Source organism: uncultured Maricaulis sp., assembly GCF_963975345.1.
In the GTDB taxonomy this organism is placed as follows: Bacteria; Pseudomonadota; Alphaproteobacteria; order Caulobacterales; family Maricaulaceae; genus Maricaulis.
Window position 1 is genome coordinate 19,903 of sequence record NZ_CAXBGE010000018.1, and the last position, 18,108, is coordinate 38,010.

General features: G+C 62.0%; 15 protein-coding genes and 1 pseudogene. 6 read left to right on the forward strand and 10 right to left on the reverse strand.

Annotated elements, in window-relative coordinates; translation table 11 throughout:
• Nucleotides 1-30: 30 nt before the first annotated feature.
• The 4 genes from cysE to AAC029_RS15440 are packed head-to-tail and all read right to left on the reverse strand — an operon-like array spanning nucleotide 31 to nucleotide 5,752.
• Nucleotides 31-852, reverse strand: a complete 822-nt coding sequence (cysE, locus tag AAC029_RS15425; RefSeq protein ID WP_339749550.1) for a serine O-acetyltransferase — start codon at nucleotides 850-852, stop codon at nucleotides 31-33.
• 16 nt (nucleotides 853-868) lie between these two features.
• Nucleotides 869-1,459 carry an NUDIX hydrolase gene (locus AAC029_RS15430; RefSeq protein ID WP_339749554.1) on the reverse strand — a complete coding sequence of 197 codons (591 nt, stop codon included), beginning with the start codon at nucleotides 1,457-1,459 and terminating at the stop codon, nucleotides 869-871.
• 25 nt (nucleotides 1,460-1,484) lie between these two features.
• On the reverse strand, nucleotides 1,485-4,628 hold the full coding sequence (locus AAC029_RS15435) for an efflux RND transporter permease subunit (protein ID WP_339749557.1): 3,144 nt from the start codon (nucleotides 4,626-4,628) through the stop codon (nucleotides 1,485-1,487).
• A complete protein-coding gene (locus tag AAC029_RS15440; protein ID WP_339749559.1) occupies nucleotides 4,625-5,752 on the reverse strand; it encodes an efflux RND transporter periplasmic adaptor subunit in 1,128 nt (375 codons plus the stop codon). Before AAC029_RS15440 ends, AAC029_RS15435 begins: the two co-directional genes overlap by 4 nt.
• A 238-nt stretch (nucleotides 5,753-5,990) precedes the next feature.
• Between AAC029_RS15440 and AAC029_RS15445 the strand changes: the two genes are divergently transcribed.
• Entirely contained in the window at nucleotides 5,991-7,493 is a 1,503-nt protein-coding gene (locus AAC029_RS15445) for a TrkH family potassium uptake protein (protein WP_339749561.1), read from the forward strand.
• A gap of 9 nt (nucleotides 7,494-7,502) precedes the next feature.
• On the opposite strand, the gene AAC029_RS15450 is transcribed toward AAC029_RS15445, so the two are convergent.
• Nucleotides 7,503-8,144 carry a TetR/AcrR family transcriptional regulator gene (locus tag AAC029_RS15450; protein ID WP_339749563.1) on the reverse strand — a complete coding sequence of 214 codons (642 nt, stop codon included), beginning with the start codon at nucleotides 8,142-8,144 and terminating at the stop codon, nucleotides 7,503-7,505.
• Between the two features lie 116 nt (nucleotides 8,145-8,260).
• Here AAC029_RS15450 and AAC029_RS15455 point away from each other — a divergent pair, with 116 nt between their 5' ends.
• Nucleotides 8,261-8,887, forward strand: coding sequence for a nitroreductase (locus tag AAC029_RS15455; RefSeq protein ID WP_339749565.1), 627 nt, complete (start codon nucleotides 8,261-8,263; stop codon nucleotides 8,885-8,887).
• Between the two features lie 217 nt (nucleotides 8,888-9,104).
• Entirely contained in the window at nucleotides 9,105-10,292 is a 1,188-nt protein-coding gene (locus AAC029_RS15460; protein WP_339749569.1) for a porin, read from the forward strand.
• Nucleotides 10,293-10,417: 125 nt separating this feature from the next.
• Here AAC029_RS15460 and queF read toward each other — a convergent pair whose 3' ends face one another.
• Nucleotides 10,418-10,879, reverse strand: a complete 462-nt coding sequence (gene queF / locus AAC029_RS15465; RefSeq protein WP_339749573.1) for a preQ(1) synthase — start codon at nucleotides 10,877-10,879, stop codon at nucleotides 10,418-10,420.
• A 92-nt stretch (nucleotides 10,880-10,971) separates the two neighbouring features.
• A complete protein-coding gene (locus AAC029_RS15470; RefSeq protein WP_339749575.1) occupies nucleotides 10,972-11,448 on the reverse strand; it encodes an Lrp/AsnC family transcriptional regulator in 477 nt (158 codons plus the stop codon).
• 221 nt (nucleotides 11,449-11,669) lie between these two features.
• On the opposite strand from AAC029_RS15470, the gene ald reads away from it, so the two are divergent.
• Together ald and AAC029_RS15480 are read left to right on the forward strand one after the other, a co-directional pair.
• Entirely contained in the window at nucleotides 11,670-12,788 is a 1,119-nt protein-coding gene (gene ald / locus AAC029_RS15475) for an alanine dehydrogenase (RefSeq protein ID WP_339749577.1), read from the forward strand.
• An 88-nt stretch (nucleotides 12,789-12,876) separates the two neighbouring features.
• Entirely contained in the window at nucleotides 12,877-13,530 is a 654-nt protein-coding gene (locus tag AAC029_RS15480; RefSeq protein ID WP_339749579.1) for an HAD hydrolase-like protein, read from the forward strand.
• A 6-nt stretch (nucleotides 13,531-13,536) separates the two neighbouring features.
• Here the strand turns inward: AAC029_RS15480 and AAC029_RS15485 are convergent, their stop codons facing one another.
• From AAC029_RS15485 to AAC029_RS15495, 3 genes and pseudogenes are all read right to left on the reverse strand, one after another.
• A complete protein-coding gene (locus AAC029_RS15485) occupies nucleotides 13,537-14,490 on the reverse strand; it encodes a nitronate monooxygenase family protein (RefSeq protein ID WP_339749581.1) in 954 nt (317 codons plus the stop codon).
• A 135-nt stretch (nucleotides 14,491-14,625) separates the two neighbouring features.
• Nucleotides 14,626-14,829: pseudogene (locus tag AAC029_RS15490) on the reverse strand (type II toxin-antitoxin system RelE/ParE family toxin); the annotation flags it as partial.
• A 361-nt stretch (nucleotides 14,830-15,190) separates the two neighbouring features.
• Nucleotides 15,191-15,814 carry a DNA-3-methyladenine glycosylase 2 family protein gene (locus AAC029_RS15495; RefSeq protein WP_339749583.1) on the reverse strand — a complete coding sequence of 208 codons (624 nt, stop codon included), beginning with the start codon at nucleotides 15,812-15,814 and terminating at the stop codon, nucleotides 15,191-15,193.
• 541 nt (nucleotides 15,815-16,355) lie between these two features.
• On the opposite strand from AAC029_RS15495, the gene AAC029_RS15500 reads away from it, so the two are divergent.
• Nucleotides 16,356-17,843 carry a PAS domain-containing methyl-accepting chemotaxis protein gene (locus AAC029_RS15500; RefSeq protein ID WP_339749586.1) on the forward strand — a complete coding sequence of 496 codons (1,488 nt, stop codon included), beginning with the start codon at nucleotides 16,356-16,358 and terminating at the stop codon, nucleotides 17,841-17,843.
• Nucleotides 17,844-18,108: the final 265 nt, after the last annotated feature.

An 18,108-nucleotide genomic window follows, 5' to 3' on the forward strand; every position in this document is an offset into this window, starting at 1 on the left:
TGGCGGCGAAACGGGCGCAGGCCCCGCCCGCTATTTGCCGTCGGGGAAGGTCTGATTCATGGTTCGGGCCGGTTGCGGACAACAATCGCCCACTACCTTGGCCGGCACACCGGCAACCGTGCAGCCGGCCGGAACCGGCTTGAGCACCACCGAGCCAGCCGCGATGCGGGCATGATCGCCGACCTCGATATTGCCAAGCACCTTGGCGCCGGCGCCGATCATCACGCCGCGTCCGATTTTGGGGTGACGGTCTGCCTGCGCTGCGCCGGAGCCGCCCAGCGTGACCTCGTGCAGCAGGGAACAATTATCGCCAACCACTGCCGTCTCGCCGATCACCACGGAGGTGGCATGGTCAATCATCACGCCCTGCCCGATCCGCGCCGCCGGATGGATATCAACACCAAAGCGCTCGGAGACCCGGCTCTGCAGGTGGAAGGCGAGATTGTGCCGCCCCTCGGCCCACAACCAATGGGCAACGCGGTGCAGCTGCAGCGCCTGATAGCCTTTGTAATAGAGGAAGGGCTGCAGCACGCTTTTGCAGGCCGGGTCGCGTTCCTCGACCGCAACCATGTCAGCGATCGCTTGGGACACAATGCCCGGATCGCCGGCCAGCGCCGCCTCGGCGACATCGCGTGCCAGCATGGCGTCGAGCTGGGCATCGGCCAGCTTGCTCGCGAGGCAATAGGCCAGCGCGTGGGAGAATTCGGCATGGCGCAGCACGGCGGCGTTGAGAAAACTCGCGAGGATCGGCTCTTCGGCCGCAGCCGCAGCGGCTTCAACGCGCAGACGCGCCCAGACGGCCTGGGTGCCGGTCCGCGCGGCAATCGGTGCATTGGCTTGGCTCTGAGGCATCGGCTTCTCCCTGCCGTCAACGGCGCAGCATGACACCGGAAAGCCCGGACGCCAACAGGCCCTGTTGCGCCATATAGTGAGCGCGCAACAGCATCGCCACCGTTAATGCGTCACGAATCTGTCCCGACATCGCCTCTTCGAGGGCGTCGAGAAAATGCACACGGCGAGTGAGCAGGACTTCGGTGCCCTCCGGTTCGGGCTCGCCTTCGTGCAAACAGGTGGCCAGAAAGCCGAGGGCGCGCTCATCGGTGATCGAATTGGACAGGTCCAGCTGCAGGATTTCCTGCCAGTCATCGGCGGTCAGCCCCGTCTCTTCCTTCAGCTCACGCCGCGCATCGTTTAGGGGCTCGCCATCCAGCCGGCCGCCGCCCTCGGGAATCTCCCAGCTATAGCGATCAAGCGGGAAGCGATGCTGCCCGACCAGCGTGATCGTGCCATCGTCATGAATGGGCAGAACAGCGAGCGCCAGATTACGCGGCGACATCACGGCATAACAGCCGGGCTGCCCATCGGGCTGGGTAACTTCAAATTCGCGCACCCGCATCCAGGGATTTTCGTAGGCGATGCGCTCGGCATGGACGGTCCAAGGACCGCGGGTTTCAGTCATGTCTGGCTCCTGTTTGTGGAGCGCTTTAGGCCAGTTCGGCCGCCGCCAGCAAGTTTTCCTGCCTGTGTTTGTACTTTCGGATCACCGCGCCGAGGCGCCGTTTGCGGTCCTCGAAGCGGGCCAGCAATACAAAAGCCGCCGGGGCGAAGACCAGCGCCAGGATCGCCGAGCCGGCGACACCGCCGACCATCGCCGCCGCGAAGGGCAGCCAGAAGGCGTCACCCGACAACAGCAGCGGCACGAAACCACCAATCGTCGTCAGTGTGGTCGCGAAGATGTGGCGCGTCGCATCCATCACCGTCGCCTGCACAGCGCCGGGCTGCATCGCCACGGCAGCCGGATTGGTGCGCAGGGCCGAGAGTACGACAATCGCGCCATTGATCGACAGGCCCATCAGCCCCATCGAGCCGACAATGGCGTTGAAGCCCAGCGGCGTGCCAAACAGCCAGACGCCGAACATGGCGAGCCCGACCGAAAGACCGGCCACAACCAGGATGATGCCGGCATAGCGAAAACTGTTGAAGGCGAGCACAACCGAGCCGATCATCAGGACCAGTAGCGGGATCGCGGTGCCGAACAGGCCCGCCATCGCATCGCCGCGCTCGGCGGCTTCGCCGGCGATCTGCAATTCATAGCCCGGCGGCAGCACGATATTGGCTTGGTCCAGCGCCGTGAAAAAATGCGCCAATGCCGGTGCGGGCAAGGTGTAGGGCTCAAGATAGCCATAGACCGCATTGACCCGGCGGCCATCCTCATGCGGGATGACCGAGACTTGCGGGGCCAACGTAACCTCGCCGAGCGATGCGAGCGGTGCGGCGAACACATTGCCACCGCTCGAGCGCAGCGGCGCGCCGGCGACAGAGGCGAGGTTGGATCGCCGATTATCCCGTGTGATGACGCGAACGGGGAGTTCCTCGACACCTTCCAGGACACTGCCGCCGACGACACCGTCCAGATCGCCGCGCAAGCGGTCGGCGAGTTCGGAAAGGCGCATGCCGGAGAGTTCCGCCGATGCTTCATCGGCCATGATACGGGCAACGGGCTGACCCATTTCCAGCAGAGCAAGCGTGTTGGTAATGGTCGGCGTGGTCGCCAATACGCTGCGGATTTCATTGCCGAGCCGGTTGAGCTCGGTCAGTTCCGGTCCGACCAGAACCAGCTCGATCGGGGCCGGGATTGGCGGGCCCTGCTCGAAGGGCAGGCTGAGGAAGCGCGCCTGCGGGAAGGCGTTGAGCATTTCACGCTGCAAGCCCGGCAGGATGCGCCGCGTCGCCGCACTCGACGACGTGTGCACGAAACCCGAAGCGTAATTGGGCACGCCGGACTTGTTGCTGATCACATTGTAATAGGTCCGCGGCGCGCTCTGCCCCAACACCCAGGTGACACGCTCGACGCCGTCATAACCCTCAATGATCTCACGCGCCCGTTCGGTCTGACGCCGGGTCTCCTCGATGGAGGCCGAAGACGGCAATTCCAACTCGATCTGGAACATGTCGCGATCCGTTTGCGGGAAGAACTGCATCGGCAGGGTCGAAGCGGCGGCAAAGCCGGCAATCGGCAGCAAAACGCTGGCGAAAATGCCGATCCAGGGCCGCGCCGTGATCGTGTCGAGCAAGCCGCGATAGTGCGACGCGAACGGACCGGCACCAAGGCCATGGCGCCAGAATCGCTTGGGCTCTTCGCCGGCGCCGGCATCATCGAACCAGGCGGCGAAGGCGCCGACCACAGTCATCGCCAGGATGAAGGAGGCGACAACGGCGAAGATGACGGAAATCCCGATCATCGAAATAAATTCGCCAGCAGCGCCGGGCATCAGCGCAATCGGCGCGAAGGCGAACACCGTCGTCAGGGTCGAGGCCAGCAGAGGTGCAAACAAATGCTTGAGCGAGGCATCGAGCGCGTCAATCGGCGTGCGGCCACGCGCCCGGAACAGGCGGTATTCATCGACCACGACAATCGCATTATCGATCAACAGACCCAGCGCCACGACCAGGCCGGTCACCGACATCTGGTGCAGCGGCTCATCATAGATCCGGGTCAGCAACAATACGGCGAGCACGGTCAGCGGCAGGGCCGAGCCGACGATCAGGGCCGAACGCCAGCCCATCATCACGAACAGGACCGCGAACACGATCAGGCCGGAATAGCCGAGATTTTGCGCCAGGCCATTGAGCCGGCTCTCGACATAATCGCCTTGGCGGAAAATCGTCTCGACCTGAACGCCCGGCACCGAGGCGGCAAACTCGGCCACGACAGCATCGGCATCCTGCGACCACAGATCAGCGCGCAATTCCGGCTGCAGATAGGCCGCGACCAGCACGGTGCGGTGACCGTCCGTCATTGCCATGGCGGATGCCGGCGTGCGCGACCCTTTTTCGACTTCGGCGACATCGCCAACGCGAATGAACTCACCATTCGGCCCCTGCCCGAGCGCGATGGCGCGGATGCGGTCGACGCTGTCGAATTCGCCGGCGATCTCGACATTGAGATCGACCTGGTTGGCGCGCAATTCACCCGCCGGCGCCTTGCTGTCAGCGCTGGCCGTCAGGCGGGCCAGATCGGCAACGGTGAGGCCGAGCGCGGCCAAGGTGTCTGGATCGGCAATGATGCGGATTTCTTCTTCGACTTGGCCGAAAATACCGGTTTCCTCGGTGCCGGAAAGATTGCGAAGCCGGCCTTCGAGATCGGTCGCCAGACGCGAGAGGATCGGCAAATTCTCATCACCCTGATCGCCCCAGGACAAGGCGACGATCATCGTTGCAGCCCCAAGATATTGCCGGCGCACATCGGGCGCACCCGTGCCAAGCGGCAAGGTCGGGCGCACGCTTTCGACCTGTTCGCGGATCTGGGTCCAGGCTTGGTCGACCTGGGTGGCGGTGAGATCATCGCGGATCTGCAAATGGATGATCGATATCCCGGAACGCGAGGAGGATGAGGTTGTCTCGATCTCGGCCAATTCGTGGATCGCGTCCTCGAGCGGCGTGGTGATCAGGGCTTCAATGCGCTCTGCCGACGCGCCCGGAGACGCGGTCACAACCAGCCCATATCGCTCGACCAGCGAAGGATCCTCCTGCCGCCCCAGCGACATGAAGGCGCCCAGTCCGGCGGCGACCAGCAGAATGACGGCCAGTATCGTCAGCCGGGAGTAGCGAAAGAAGATCGTGCTCATTGCGCGCGCGCCTCAAGCACGGCCGGCGCAACGCGCAGACCTGGTGTGATCCGCGCGAGTCCGGAAGCGAGGACAAGTTCGCCATCCGCCACTGCGCCGCGAACAAAGACCCGATCGGCCTCGATACGCACGGTTTCAACGACACGGCCTTCGAGCCGGTAATCATCGCGGTCGGGCTGGAGTACATAGACGGTCCACAGACCGCGCCGCCCCTCGGCGAGCGCCGAGGTCGGCACCCAGAAGCCGTCGGCATCAATCGGCGTTGCCATGGCGAGACGGACGATCTGGCCAACCGCAACCGTGCCCGGCTCGATATCGAACAGGACGGTGACGCTGCGGCTCTGTTGATCGACAATACCGGTTGAAGCGCGAAAACGGGCATTGATCGACCCGCCATCGACGACGAAACGATAAGGCCGGTCAGCATTCAGACTGGCAGCCAGTGCGGGCGGCAACCCGACGCGGATTTCCAGTGAGCCATTCTCAATCAATTCGAGCAGGGGCTGACCGGGTGCAGCAATCGTGCCCTCATCGGCCAAGCGTGCGGTGACGACACCATCAAAGGGAGCTGTCATTTCTGCCAGATCGAGTTGCACCCGGATCGCGTCGGCGGCGGCAGCGGCGGCGCTCTCGCGCGCCCGGGCGGCGCGGGTCGCGGTGCGGACTTCGTCGAGGCGTTGCTGCGAGATATGACCGCGCTCGAGCAATTGCGCCTGACGCACTTCAGTGCCAGCCGTCAGGGCGGTCTGGGCTGCAGCTTCGGCGGTTTGGGCATCGGCGGCGGCGATCTGGGCGACGACCGCGCGCGTATCGAGTACGGCCAGCACATCGCCACCCTGAACATGATCGCCGACATCAACGCCGATGACATCAATCCGCCCGCCACGCTCGAAGCCCAAAGCACTCTGGCGCCGGGCCGCGACCATGCCGGGGAAGAACTCTTCAATGCTGGCATCGCTGGCATAATCGGCAGCGACGACCGCAACCGGCAACGGCGGTGGTGGCGTCACCTGCGAGGTCGCATCGGCGCGCAGGGTCGAGACACCAAAAATCAGTATGGCCACCGTGATCGCGGCCAATGCCACGCTCGTTCTTGCACCCAGTCGCCGACTTGTTCCGGACATGTGTCCACCCTTGCTTTAAATTCACCAGACCATATAGGGTCTGAAACATCGTTTGAAAAGTAAACGATGTTCACTTTTTTCACATAGCTGCTATTCGCTTTTGAGCAGCCGCCTGCAGACCAACAGGCCGCACACCTGTCCGGGCAGGCTTGCTCCCGCCTGCGGATAGGCCTATCGCAGAATCTTGGTTCGCTACGGCGAGCCGACGTTCGCGTATGGGGCGCGTATGGGGACTGTGATGCGCCTGAAATCGGAAGGGGTCAGTTCACCCCAGGACGACACGTCCCGGACCAATCCGCCGCGCCAGGTCAACCCGGTGGTCAACGTCCTGTCGCTGCTGATCGCGGGGCTTGGGGCTACCATGGCCATCCCGCTCTTCATCGAGATGGCCCGCACGGGTGGTCACCCGATCATTTTTGCCCTGCCGCTGGTGGGAACGGTGACCTTCGGCCTGATCCTTCTCGCCGCAACCCGCGGCGCAGCCCGGCTCGAGCTCGACCATCGCCAGGCGTTTCTGGTGACGGCCCTGAGTTGGGTGTCGATGCCACTGATCGCCGCCCTGCCCTTCCTGCTGGCCGGGATGAGTTGGACCGATGCGGTGTTCGAATCCGCGTCCGGCCTGACGACCACCGGCTCGACCGTGATCCAGGGCCTCGACAACTGGCCCGCCAGCCTGTTGTTCTGGCGCTCCTTCCTGCAATGGATCGGCGGGGTCGGGATTATCGTGACGGCGGTGGCGCTCCTACCCTTCATGCGGGTTGGCGGCATGCAGCTCTTCCGGGCCGAGAGTTCGGACCAATCCGAGAAGATTGAGCCGCGGGCACACATCTTCGTCGTGCGCATCCTGGTCATATATTGCTCGCTAACCGCCGCCTGCGCCGGACTGTTCGCGATCCTCGGCATGTCAGGCTTCGATGCGCTCAATCACGCGATGACGACGCTTTCGACCGGGGGATTTTCGACCCACGATGCCAGCTTTGGCTATTTCCAGTCGGGCGCGATGCACATCACGGCGATCATATTCATGCTCGCCGGCGCGATTCCCTTCGTCGTCTTCATCAAGTTTCTCAATGGCGACCGCGCGATCTTTATCCGCGACCCACAGGTGACGGCCTATATCGGCGTGCTGCTGACGCTCACAATCGTGCTGGGGCTCTGGCATTTCCGCCATAGCGGCGACACGCTGGGCCAATCCATGCTCACCGCCGGCTTCAATATCGTCTCCGTTGCTACGACGACCGGATTTGCCAGTGTTGACTATACGCTCTGGGGCAATGCCGCCGGCGGGATCTTCTTCTTCCTCACCTTCCTGGGTGGCTGCGCCGGCTCGACGGCGGGCGGGGTGAAAGTCTACCGCATCCTGGTGCTGTATCAGATCGTGGTGCGCCATTTGCGCACGACGATCCGGCCCTCGCGCGTGGTGTCGCGCACATTCGATGGACGCCGGTTGGCCGAGGATGCCTGGATCGGTGTGCTGGTGATGGTGGTGGTGTATTTCGCCACCTTCGTCATTTTCGCCACCGCGCTGGGCTTTGCCGGTCTCGATCTGACCACCGCCCTGTCCGGCAGTGCCACCGCCATCGCCAATGTCGGCCCTGGCTTGGGCGACATCATCGGGCCAAGTGGAAATTTCGCGTCCCTGCCGGCCGTCGCCAAATGGTTGCTGGCCGTCGAAATGATATTGGGGCGGCTGGAGGTGCTCAGCTTCCTCGTCGTCATCATGCCGGGATTTTGGGACTGAGACTGCAGCCTAGGCCTTGAGGCCGCGCAGGATCGTATCGGTGTGAAAATCGATCACCGCCTCGGCCGTGACGTGTTCGGAACCGGGCATGCCGGTCGGGAAACCTTCCATCGAGACCATCAGCGTCGTCAGCCCGTGCAGGCTGGCCCAGACGCTTTTCGACGCGACTTTCGGATCGATCTTGCGGAAGACGCCCTCGGCCATGCCCGCCTGGATCATACCGACCAGAGCGTGCTCGGCCTGGAAGGCCACATCCTGTTCGTCATGGAGATGCGGCGCGATTTTCTTGCCGGACGAAAACGCCATCATGTAATGATTGGGTTCTTCCATGCCGGTCTCAATATAGGCGCGCATGCAGCGGGCACACAGGCTGGAGGTATTGCCACCTTCCAGCTGGGCCCCGTGGATGCGTTCCATCAAACGCTCGAAGAAAGTATCGCGGATCGCTTCGAACAGATCATCCTTGGATGAGAAATATTTGTAGATCGCGGCCGGGCTGTAATCGATCGACTCGGCGAGCCGGCGCATCGAGATGCCCTCTTCGCCCTCGGCGGAGAAAATGACTTCGGCAGCGTCGATGATCGCATCGCGCACCTTGCGGCGGCGACGGTCGGCCGGCGTGTCATCATCGATAGCGATTTCCACAGTCATCGGTACACTTTCTCTCCCGCAAGCACGGGGTGTCGTTACACTATTACCCGACAGATATAACGATCCTCAGCCCCAAACGTCAAAGCGACATTCTCTCACCCCCCATGAGGCGCCCGATGAACGACAAGATTTCCCACGACTTTCCCGCGCCCGGTGAACCGCTGGCGCCCGCGCACGCCAGTGCGGAAACGCTCGCCCTGCTCACGCGGCGGCGGTCGACGCCAGCGATCGAGCTGAGCGAGCCGGGACCTGATGCGAGCCAGGTCGAACATTTGCTGGGGATTGCGGCGCGCGTTCCCGATCACGGCAAGCTGGCCCCCTGGCGCTTTATCCTGTTCGAAGACGATGCCCGCGCCAGTTTCGGCACCATTCTCGGCAAAGTCTGGGCCGTCAAAAATCCGGATTCCACCACGGATCAGACCCGGTTCGAGCAGCAGCGTTTTCAACGGGCGCCGCTGGTGATTGCCGTCATCTCAACCGTGACCGAACAGCATAAAGTGCCGCTGTGGGAGCAGGAATTATCCGCCGGCGCCGTCTGTCAGAACCTGTTGATTGCCGCATCGGCGATGGGGTTTGGCGCGCAATGGCTGACGGAATGGTATGCCTATGATCCCGACATCAAGGATGCCCTCGGCCTGCGGTCCGGCGAGCGCATCGCGGGTTTCGTCTATATAGGCACCGCGACCCAGGACGTGATGGAACGGCCACGCCCGCGCGCGCATGTCGGGCGCTGGAAGGCCTGACCACACCCGAGCCGGCCAAGGCCCAAATTTGCATAAAGCTAACAGTTTCCTAATCCGGAGGAGATTTCATAATACTGGCAACACCGCGACATTCCCGCCAGAACGCCTCCTGACATATCGGGGATTGGGGCAAAAGACAGGCATTGCTGTGCGAACGGCGGGCCGCGTTTCCGAACCAGTCAACGCCCGGCAGGGGGAATCGGAAGGGACGCGTACCATGAAAACTCCAGCATTCGCGACGGCGGTCATCGGCCTGTTTTTGGCGACGACACCGGCCTCTCTGGCACAGGCTTGGGATTTTTCGATGGCGCCAGGTCCGCGCTGGGACAGCGCGACGACGAGCAATTATTTCAAATTTCGCGGCCGTGCCTATTTCGACATCGCCGATGTCGACTGGTCCAGCCCGCTCGGCACCCCGCCAACGGCCACTGACGAATGGCGTACCGTTTGGTTCGGCGTCGAGGGCCAGTTCGGAGATTTGAAATACGTAATTGAGTATGACTGGCTGCCCGACGATCCAGCGCCGTCCGACGTCCACCTGACCTACCGGCTACCGGCCGGCAGCGTCCGGGTTGGTAATTTCAAGACCATGAATTCGATGGAGGAACAGACCTCCTCGCTCAATATCAGTTTCATGGAACGCGGCCTGTTGACCGATATTTTCGGTATAGACCGCCGCCTTGGCGCCGCCTATTTCTGGTCCAATGACCATTTCACCGCCGCCGCCGGCATCTATGGCGGCCAAATGGCGGATAATTTCCAACTCGCCGAAGCCGATGATTCCAGCGCGCTCGCCGGACGCATAACTTGGCACACCGAGCGCGAGGACAGCACGACCATCCATCTCGGCGCGTCCTTCCGCAGTCTCGACTATGATGGCGGCACACGCCTGCGCGACCGGCCGCAAGCTCATCTGGCCAATAATTTCGCGACCGCCGATTATCGCACCGGCCGCGCGCTGGGCGAGGCTGACAGTTCCGATCTCATTGCGCTGGAAGCGGCGGTCATTCGCGGCCCGTTCTGGGCTCATGGCGAGTTTGCCCGCATGACACTCAACGGCCAGGCTGGCGATCGGGCGTTTGACAGCGGCTTTGCGTCAGCGGGCTATATCCTCACAGGCGAAACCCGCGGCTATCGCGGCTCAACGGGCGTGTTCGACCACATTTCCCCGGCCGCCGCCCTCTCCTCTGGCGGCATTGGCGCTTGGGAAATCGCGGCACGTGCCGACTACGCCGATATGGGCGATGCCGGTTTGGGCACAATCGAAACACTGACGCTGGGCGTGAACTGGTATGTCGAGCGCTCTGCCCGCGTGATGTTCAATTACGTGTCCGGCGAGCACAACGCGCCGACCTATACGGAGACGAGCGACGTAGTTCAGCTACGCCTGCAGGTCGGCTTCTAGAGACGCGTCGGGTCGGCACTCCCCCTGCCGGTCCGGCCCCGGCGCTGTTCCTCTCCCCCCCCTGAGGAACAGCGTCTATTTTTCCAGCCGCATTAACGGCGCTTCGACGCTCGCAATCCGATCAATCAGCCGCGACCGCGATAGCTGGCGACACCCTGTTCAGGGATCCAGACACCGGCCGGTGGTTCACCGGTTGAGAAGAAGACGTCTATCGGTATGCCACCGCGTGGATACCAATAGCCGCCAATGCGCAGCCAGACCGGGTCAAGCTCCTTGATCAGACGCTGGCCGATCTGGGTCGTGCAGGCCTCGTGGAAGGCGCCATGATTACGGAATGAACCAAGAAAGAGCTTGAGCGATTTGGATTCGACGATCCAGTCGCGCGGCACGTAATCGATCACCAGATGCGCGAAATCAGGCGCTCCGGTCACCGGGCAGAGCGAGGTGAATTCCGGCACGGCGAAGCGGATCATATAGGGCGCATCGCACGGATTGGCGACGCGCTCGAGCGCGGCGGTGTCGGGATTGTCAGGCAGCGGCGTTGCGGCGCCAAGCTGGCCGAGGTCTTGATAGCGGTTATCGGTCATGGCGGGGAATTAGCCTTGGCGGGCGAGCGATGCAATCGGCAAACCACCGAAGGCGCCGATTCTAAACGCCAGCCAGCCGCTTTGCCGGACTGTTAAATACGCAATTCGTCCGGCACCGGCATTGCCGTGCGCGCAAAAACGCGGCGAATGGTGAAGGAGGAGACCAGCCGCGCCACGCCGGGCAGGCCCGAGAGGACTTCACGGTGCACCCGCTCATAGTCATTGGCATCGCGCACCAGAACGCGGACCAGATAGTCGGCATCGCCGCTCATCAAATAGCATTCCATCACTTCAGGCACCGTCTCGACGGCGGTCTCGAAAGCGACCAGCGTGTCGCGCTTTTGATTGTCGAGTGTAACCTGGACATAGACGGTGATACCGCGGCCCAGCGCCTTTTCCGACAGGATGGCGACATAGCGGTCAATCACGCCGCTGCCCTCCAGCGTCTTGACGCGCCGGTGACAGGCGGAGGCCGACAGGCCGGCCCGTTCGGCAAGCTCGGAATTGGTCAGACGGCCATGCTCCTGCAACTCGGTCAGGATCGCGACATCAATATCATCCAGACGCACCAGACACTCTCCCAAACCCTGTAGGCATCACGATTTCAGACCGGGCGCAAAATATTCTGGATTTATGCCCAATCAAACGATATATGACGCGCTTTATGGCGTGGCGTGCACAATAACTCAAGTGAAATGCCGTAAACGTTGAAGATTCTTCTATTTTTGTATGGTCGACAGATCGGCGGCGCCGGATTCGACACATCAGCCACAGAGAAGCGGAAAAAATCATGCGTATCGGGGTCCCCACAGAAATCAAAGTTCGCGAATACCGTGTCGGCCTGACACCGGCCAGCGTCGGTGAACTCGTGCTGGCTGGCCATGAGGTTGTGGTTGAAAGCGGCGCCGGCGAAGGTATTGGCTGCAGCGATGACGATTATATCGCCGCTGGTGCGAGCATCCTCCCGACCGCACAGGCTGTGTTCGAGACCGCCGAAATGATCGTCAAGGTGAAGGAACCCCAGCCGTCGGAAACGGCGATGCTGAAACCGCACCACACGCTCTTCACCTATCTCCACCTGGCCCCCGATCCAGTCCAGGCCGAGGCGCTGCGCCAATCAGGCTGCACCGCCATCGCCTATGAAACCGTCACCGACAATGAAGGCCGTCTGCCCCTACTGACGCCGATGAGCCAGGTTGCTGGCCGGATGTCGGTCTCGGTCGCCGCCCATTGCCTGCAAAAATCCCAAGGCGGCCGCGGCCTGATGCTCGGTGGCGTTCCCGGCGTGTTGCCAGCCAAGGTCGTCATCATCGGCGGCGGCGTCGCTGGCAGCCATGCGGCAGAGATGGCGATTGGCGCCCGCGCCGACGTCACCGTATTCGACCGTTCGGCCAAACGCCTGTCGGAACTCGATGCGCAGTTCGCCGGTGCCGTGAAAACCGCTTATTCCACCCAGGTCGCACTCGACCAAGCGGTGCTACAGGCCGATGTCGTGATCGGTGCCGTGCTGATCCCCGGTGCCGCGGCTCCCAAGCTGGTCACACGCGCCATGCTGAAAGAAATGAAGGACGGCGCCGTGCTGGTCGACATCGCCATCGACCAAGGCGGTTGTTTCGAAACCTCGAAGGCCACGACGCATAACGACCCGACCTATATCATCGACGGTGTCGTGCATTACTGTGTCGCCAATATGCCGGGTGCCTATTCGCGCACCTCGGCCTTCGCACTCAACAACGCCACCCTGCCCTTCGCCCTGGCGATCGCCAATAAGGGCACACGCGCCGCGCTCAATGCCGACCCGCACCTGGCCCGCGGCCTTAATGTCGCTGATGGCGAGATCTGCTGTGAGCCGGTCGCCCGCGATCTCGGCATGCGCTACGTCAAGCCAGACTGGCTGACATCCATTTAGAGGTGCAAGCCGTCCAAGAATCTGCAAGCCTTAAGGGGTCGGCAACAGCTGGCCCCTTTTTGCTGTTCGCCGGAGTTTGGCTTTGACCTTGCGTTACGACCTCGTCGTGTTCGATTTCGACGGCACGCTGGCCGACAGCCTGACCTGGTTCAGGACGGCCCTGTCCGATGTGGTCGAAAAGCATGGCCTGAGCCCGATTTGTGCCGAGCGCGCTGAAGCTTTGCGCGGCATGACGCCCAAAGCGATCATGGACGAGTTGGGCATTCCAACCTGGAAATTGCCCTTCATCGCCGCCGATGTCCGTGCGCGCGCGGCGAAAAATGTTGCCCAGATCACCCTGTTCGACGGGATTGCCGAACTGCTGAGCGAATTGCGCGCCTGTGGCGTCACAATTGTCGTGGTCAGCTCAAACGGCGAAGACGCGATCCGCCAAGTTATGGGCGCCGATCTGGTCGCCCACATCAGCCACTTCGCCTGCGGCGCGGCCCTGTTCGGCAAGGCGGCGGTGTTCCGCAAAGTCGTGCGCATGGCCGGCAGCACACCGGCCCGGACCTTGTGCATTGGCGATGAAGTTCGCGATATCGAAGCCGCCCGCGAAGCCGGCTGCGGCTGCGGCGCCGTTACGTGGGGATTTGCGACACCAGCCATTCTTGAGGCGAGCGTGCCGGATCATGTCTATGCCCTACCGCACGATATCGCGCGCTGCGTCCTGCCTGCGGCACAGACAAGCCAGCGCGCCTGATCGCCCTCAGCCGCAAACCCGCGCTCTTGCTGCGGCGTACTCCGCGACCAGCTGGTCGATATAATCGGCCGCCGATTGAACCGACTTGACCGAGCCAATGCCTTGGCCGGAACCCCAGATATCCTTCCAGGCCTTGGCTTCAGAACCGCCGAAATTCATCGCCGACGGGTCGCTCTCGGGCAGATGGTCCGGGTCGAGACCAGCGGCAGTGATCGAGGCTTTCAGGTAATTGCCGTGAACGCCGGTGAAGAGATTGGTGTAGACAATATCCTCGGCACTGCCCTCGACAATGCCCTGCTTGTAGGCCTGGTCGGCGCGCGCTTCGGCGGTCGCGATGAAGGCTGAACCGATATAGGCGTAGTCAGCACCCATCGCTTGGGCCGCGAGGACGCCGCCGCCGGTCGAGATGGCACCGGAGCACAAGATGGGACCGTCAAACCAGGCCCGCGTCTCGGCGACGAAGCCGAAGGGCGACAGGGCCCCGGCATGGCCGCCGGCACCGGCAGAGACGCAGATCAGACCGGTTGCGCCCTTCTCGATCGCCTTGTGGGCAAAACGCTGATTGATCACATCATGCAGGGTGATGCCGCCCCAACCTTGCACCGCTTGGTTCAGCTCCGCTTGGGCGCCGAGCGAGGTGATGACGATCGGCGCCTTGTATTTCTCGCACAGCGCCAGATCTTCCTGCAGCCGGCCATTGGAGCGATGGACGATCTGATTGACGGCAAAGGGTGCGGCCGGCTTGTCCGGATTGGCGCGATTATAGCTCTCGAGCTCAGAGGTGATCTGGTCGAACCATTCGTCGAGCTGGCTGATCGGACGCGCATTGAGCGAGGGGAAGGATCCGACGATCCCGGCCTTGCACTGGGCAATCACCAGATCGGGATTGGAGATGATGAAAAGCGGTGCGCCAATCACAGGCAGGCGCAGCCTGCCCTTCAGGATATCCGGTTCAGCCATTGCGTAGTCCCCTTGTCTATCGACATTTATCGACCGGCCCCGCCCGGCTCGTTGAAAATGGCCGCAGACGTGAACACTGTTCAGTTTGAGACTAGGGGCGGGCACAGGACGTGTCGAGCGAGGTTTGTAGCTGCGCTACCCGCTCAATTGCCCGTGCAAGACGCGAATAATTTCCAACGCATTTCCAGAAGTGCGGTGAATAACCAGATGGCGCCCGGAGCGGCTCAACCTGATTCCCTCGCCGTATCCCTCATCCAGATGCCCGGAACCGGGGAACAGTGCGAGACGGGTGAAGGCGGCGTGCAGGTCGGCGATATAGGCATCGGCGCGCACATGGCCCCAATTTCCCTGCGAATAACACTAAATTGCCCGTAGATCCTGACGCGCCGCCGGGCTGAGATTGACCGCCGCGGTCGCCGCAGTGAAGCGTGTTGCTCAGCAAGGAAGTCGTCCAGGTCAAAGGGCTCGGCAGGCCTTGATCAATCGCCTGCCTCAACGCCCTGTGGCGTCGCCCCTCCAGCTCCAGCAAACGCAATCCGGCCCGCACCACATCACTCGGCGAGCTGTACCGGCCCTCCGCGACCTGGCGTTGGAAAGAGTCCGCGAAATATTCGCTGACGGCAAAGCTGGTATTCTTGCCCATGACGGCCTCCAGTAGGCGCCATTTTACCAAAATTTGGTACAGTGGCCAAGCGCAACCCTACCCCACCGCCTGCCCGTCCGGCGGGGCGTCGACATGGGCCCACATATAGAGCGCCAGCCAAGAGCGATAGGGTTTGAAGCGCTCGGCCGAGCGCACCGTCTTGCGACGTTTTGAGGTCAGGCGCTCCAGCGCCTTGCGCGCCGCGACATCGCCATCGGGCCAGATATCGGGTTCGCCGAAATAGAACATGTTCATCATGTCCGCCGTCCACTGGCCCACGCCCCAGATTGCGGTCAGCCGAGCAGTGCGTTCGGCGACCGGCAGCGCGCGCAATTCATCGGTATCGAGCCCGACATTGCGGTGGGTCTCGGCGATGGTGATGATGGTTTTTGTCTTGGCACCCGACAAGCCACAGCTACGCAGGACATCGATGTTCGCGGGTGTGAAGTGATCCAACAGAGGCGCACCCCCGGCGCTCCCCTCGACGCGTTTCCAGATGCTCTGCGCCGCCTTGACCGATATCTGCTGGCCGGAAATGGCGCGGCACAGATAGTGCGGAAAGGGATGACTGTCGCGGCGCGGATATTCCAGAGGACCGAGTCGAATGATCGCGGCCTCCAGTGCGGGTGAGAGGCCGGCGGCGACTTCAACGAGGTGATGGTGAACGGTGTGCTCGCACATAAGCCGAAAACTAGCGCAGCTCACACAGCCGCGAAAGAGCGATAACAGGGCGGCTGCGCAAACCCGAAAAACCGGGACGGGGACTGCAAGCCTCAGGTTGACCGTTGCGCAGCCCGGTCGGCCGTCCCGGATGCGATGGAAATTTGGCCCTCGCGCGACTCGCGGTTGGCGTTTCGATGCCAGTCCAAGCCACTCATCCCGGGCAGACCCGCACCCGCCGATCATGGCCGCGCAAACTCCCGACCTGGAGAAAACCGTCGTCAGACAGTCAAAGCTTGCCAACTGCTGCAAACAATCAAACATTATATCATGCGCGCGTCCATTTTGTCGCGAATCGCAATTCACCCCTCAAGTATAGAGTGAACGATAATTACACGCTAAGCTGGTTATGGATCAACCATACCGCCTATAGATTATGAATAGACGATTGTAGCGAGCTATATTGAAACCTGTAATATGTCAGTATTAATTCGTTAACCAACTCTGACATTTATTATTACCTGAAATAGCCCTGATACGGGGCGAATTGGAGGGTAGCACTGTGAAGTCCATTTTGAATTTTGGTGGCGGGGATGCCCGCGCCACACTCGACGCACTCGGCCGTTCCCTCGCCATCATCGAATTCAAACCGGATGGAACCATCCTCACCGCAAACGCCAATTTTCTGGGTGCGCTCGGTTATACGCTCGCGGAGGTCCGCGGCCAGCACCACAGCCTGTTCGTCGACCCGGCGGAAAGCAATTCGGCGGCCTACCGTCAGTTCTGGGCCAATCTGCAGAGGGGTGAGTTCGCCGCCACCGAATTCAGGCGGATCGCCAAGGGCGGCAAGGAGATCTGGATTCAGGCGAGCTATAACCCGATCCTCGACAAGGACGGCAAGGTCTACAAGGTCGTCAAATTCGCAACCGATATCACCCAGCAAAAGCTGGAAACCGCGCACGCCAAGGGTCAAATCAATGCGATCCAGAATTCGCAAGCCGTGATCGAGTTCGAGCTCGATGGCACTATACTGACCGCAAACGAGAATTTTCTCGGCGCGCTGGGCTATCAGCTCGATGAGATCACCGGCCAGCATCACTCAATGTTTATTGAGGCCAGCGAGCGAGGCAGCGACGCCTACAAGAAATTCTGGGACGAGTTGCGCGCCGGCAAATACCAGTCAGCCGAATTCCTGCGCATCGGCAAAGGCAATAAGGAAGTCTGGATCCAGGCGACCTATAACCCGATCCGCGATATGAATGGCAAAGTCTACCGCGTCATCAAATTCGCCACCGACATCACCAGCCAGGTCGAGCTGCGCCACCAGCGCGCTGCGGCGCAAAAGAGCATCGATGCCGATCTCGACGGCATCGCCGTCAGCGTCACCCAGACGGCCGGCCAAGCCACCGCGGTCTCATCGACCTCAGAACAGACCTCAGCGTCAGTCCAGTCCATCGCTGCCGGCATTGAGGAAATGGCCGCCTCGGCCAATGAAATCGGCAGCCAGCTGGTACGCGCCACCGAAATCACCCGCAATGCGGTGACGATGGCCAATCAGACCAGCGAAGTCATGGGCGGATTGGCCGAGTCGGCCGCGCGCATCAATGAGGTCATTTCGCTGATCAACGACATCTCCGAACAGACCAATCTGCTGGCGCTGAACGCCACGATCGAAGCGGCACGCGCCGGTGAGGCGGGCAAGGGCTTTGCGGTTGTCGCCTCGGAAGTCAAAGGCTTGGCCAATCAAACCGCCAAGGCCACAGACGGGATCGCCAGCCAGATCGCCCACGTCCAAAAAGCAACCAATGACGCCGTCGAGGCCATCGCCTCAATTACCAAGACGATTGCCGAGATCGACGAAGTCGCCTCCTCGGTTGCCAGCGCGGTCGAAGAACAATCCTGCGTCACTCGGGAGATTTCCGGAAACATGCAGGAAGTCGCCGCCGGCGTCGATCAGATCACTTCCGGCATCCGCGAAATCGCCAATGCCAGCCAGAGCATCGATACCGCGACCAAGAATGTGCGCCAAGCCTCGCAGGCCATGGGCTAGTTGAAGTACGGCGACGCGGGCTGGCGCCAGATGCCGGCCCGCCTGCGCCAAGGCTTCGGGCCCAACATTCCGTCTGAAATCTAGGTGTAGGGCTCGCCCAGCCGTAGCTGCGAGATGGCGAGCGGCCCTCCTTCGCCCTTTGGGCTACGGCGCTAGCACTCACGCCTCGGAATTAGTGCGCTTAAGGCTCGCCCAGCCGTAGCTGCGAGGTGGCGAGCGGCCCTCCTTCGCCCTTTGGGCTACGGCGCTAGCACTCACGCCTCGG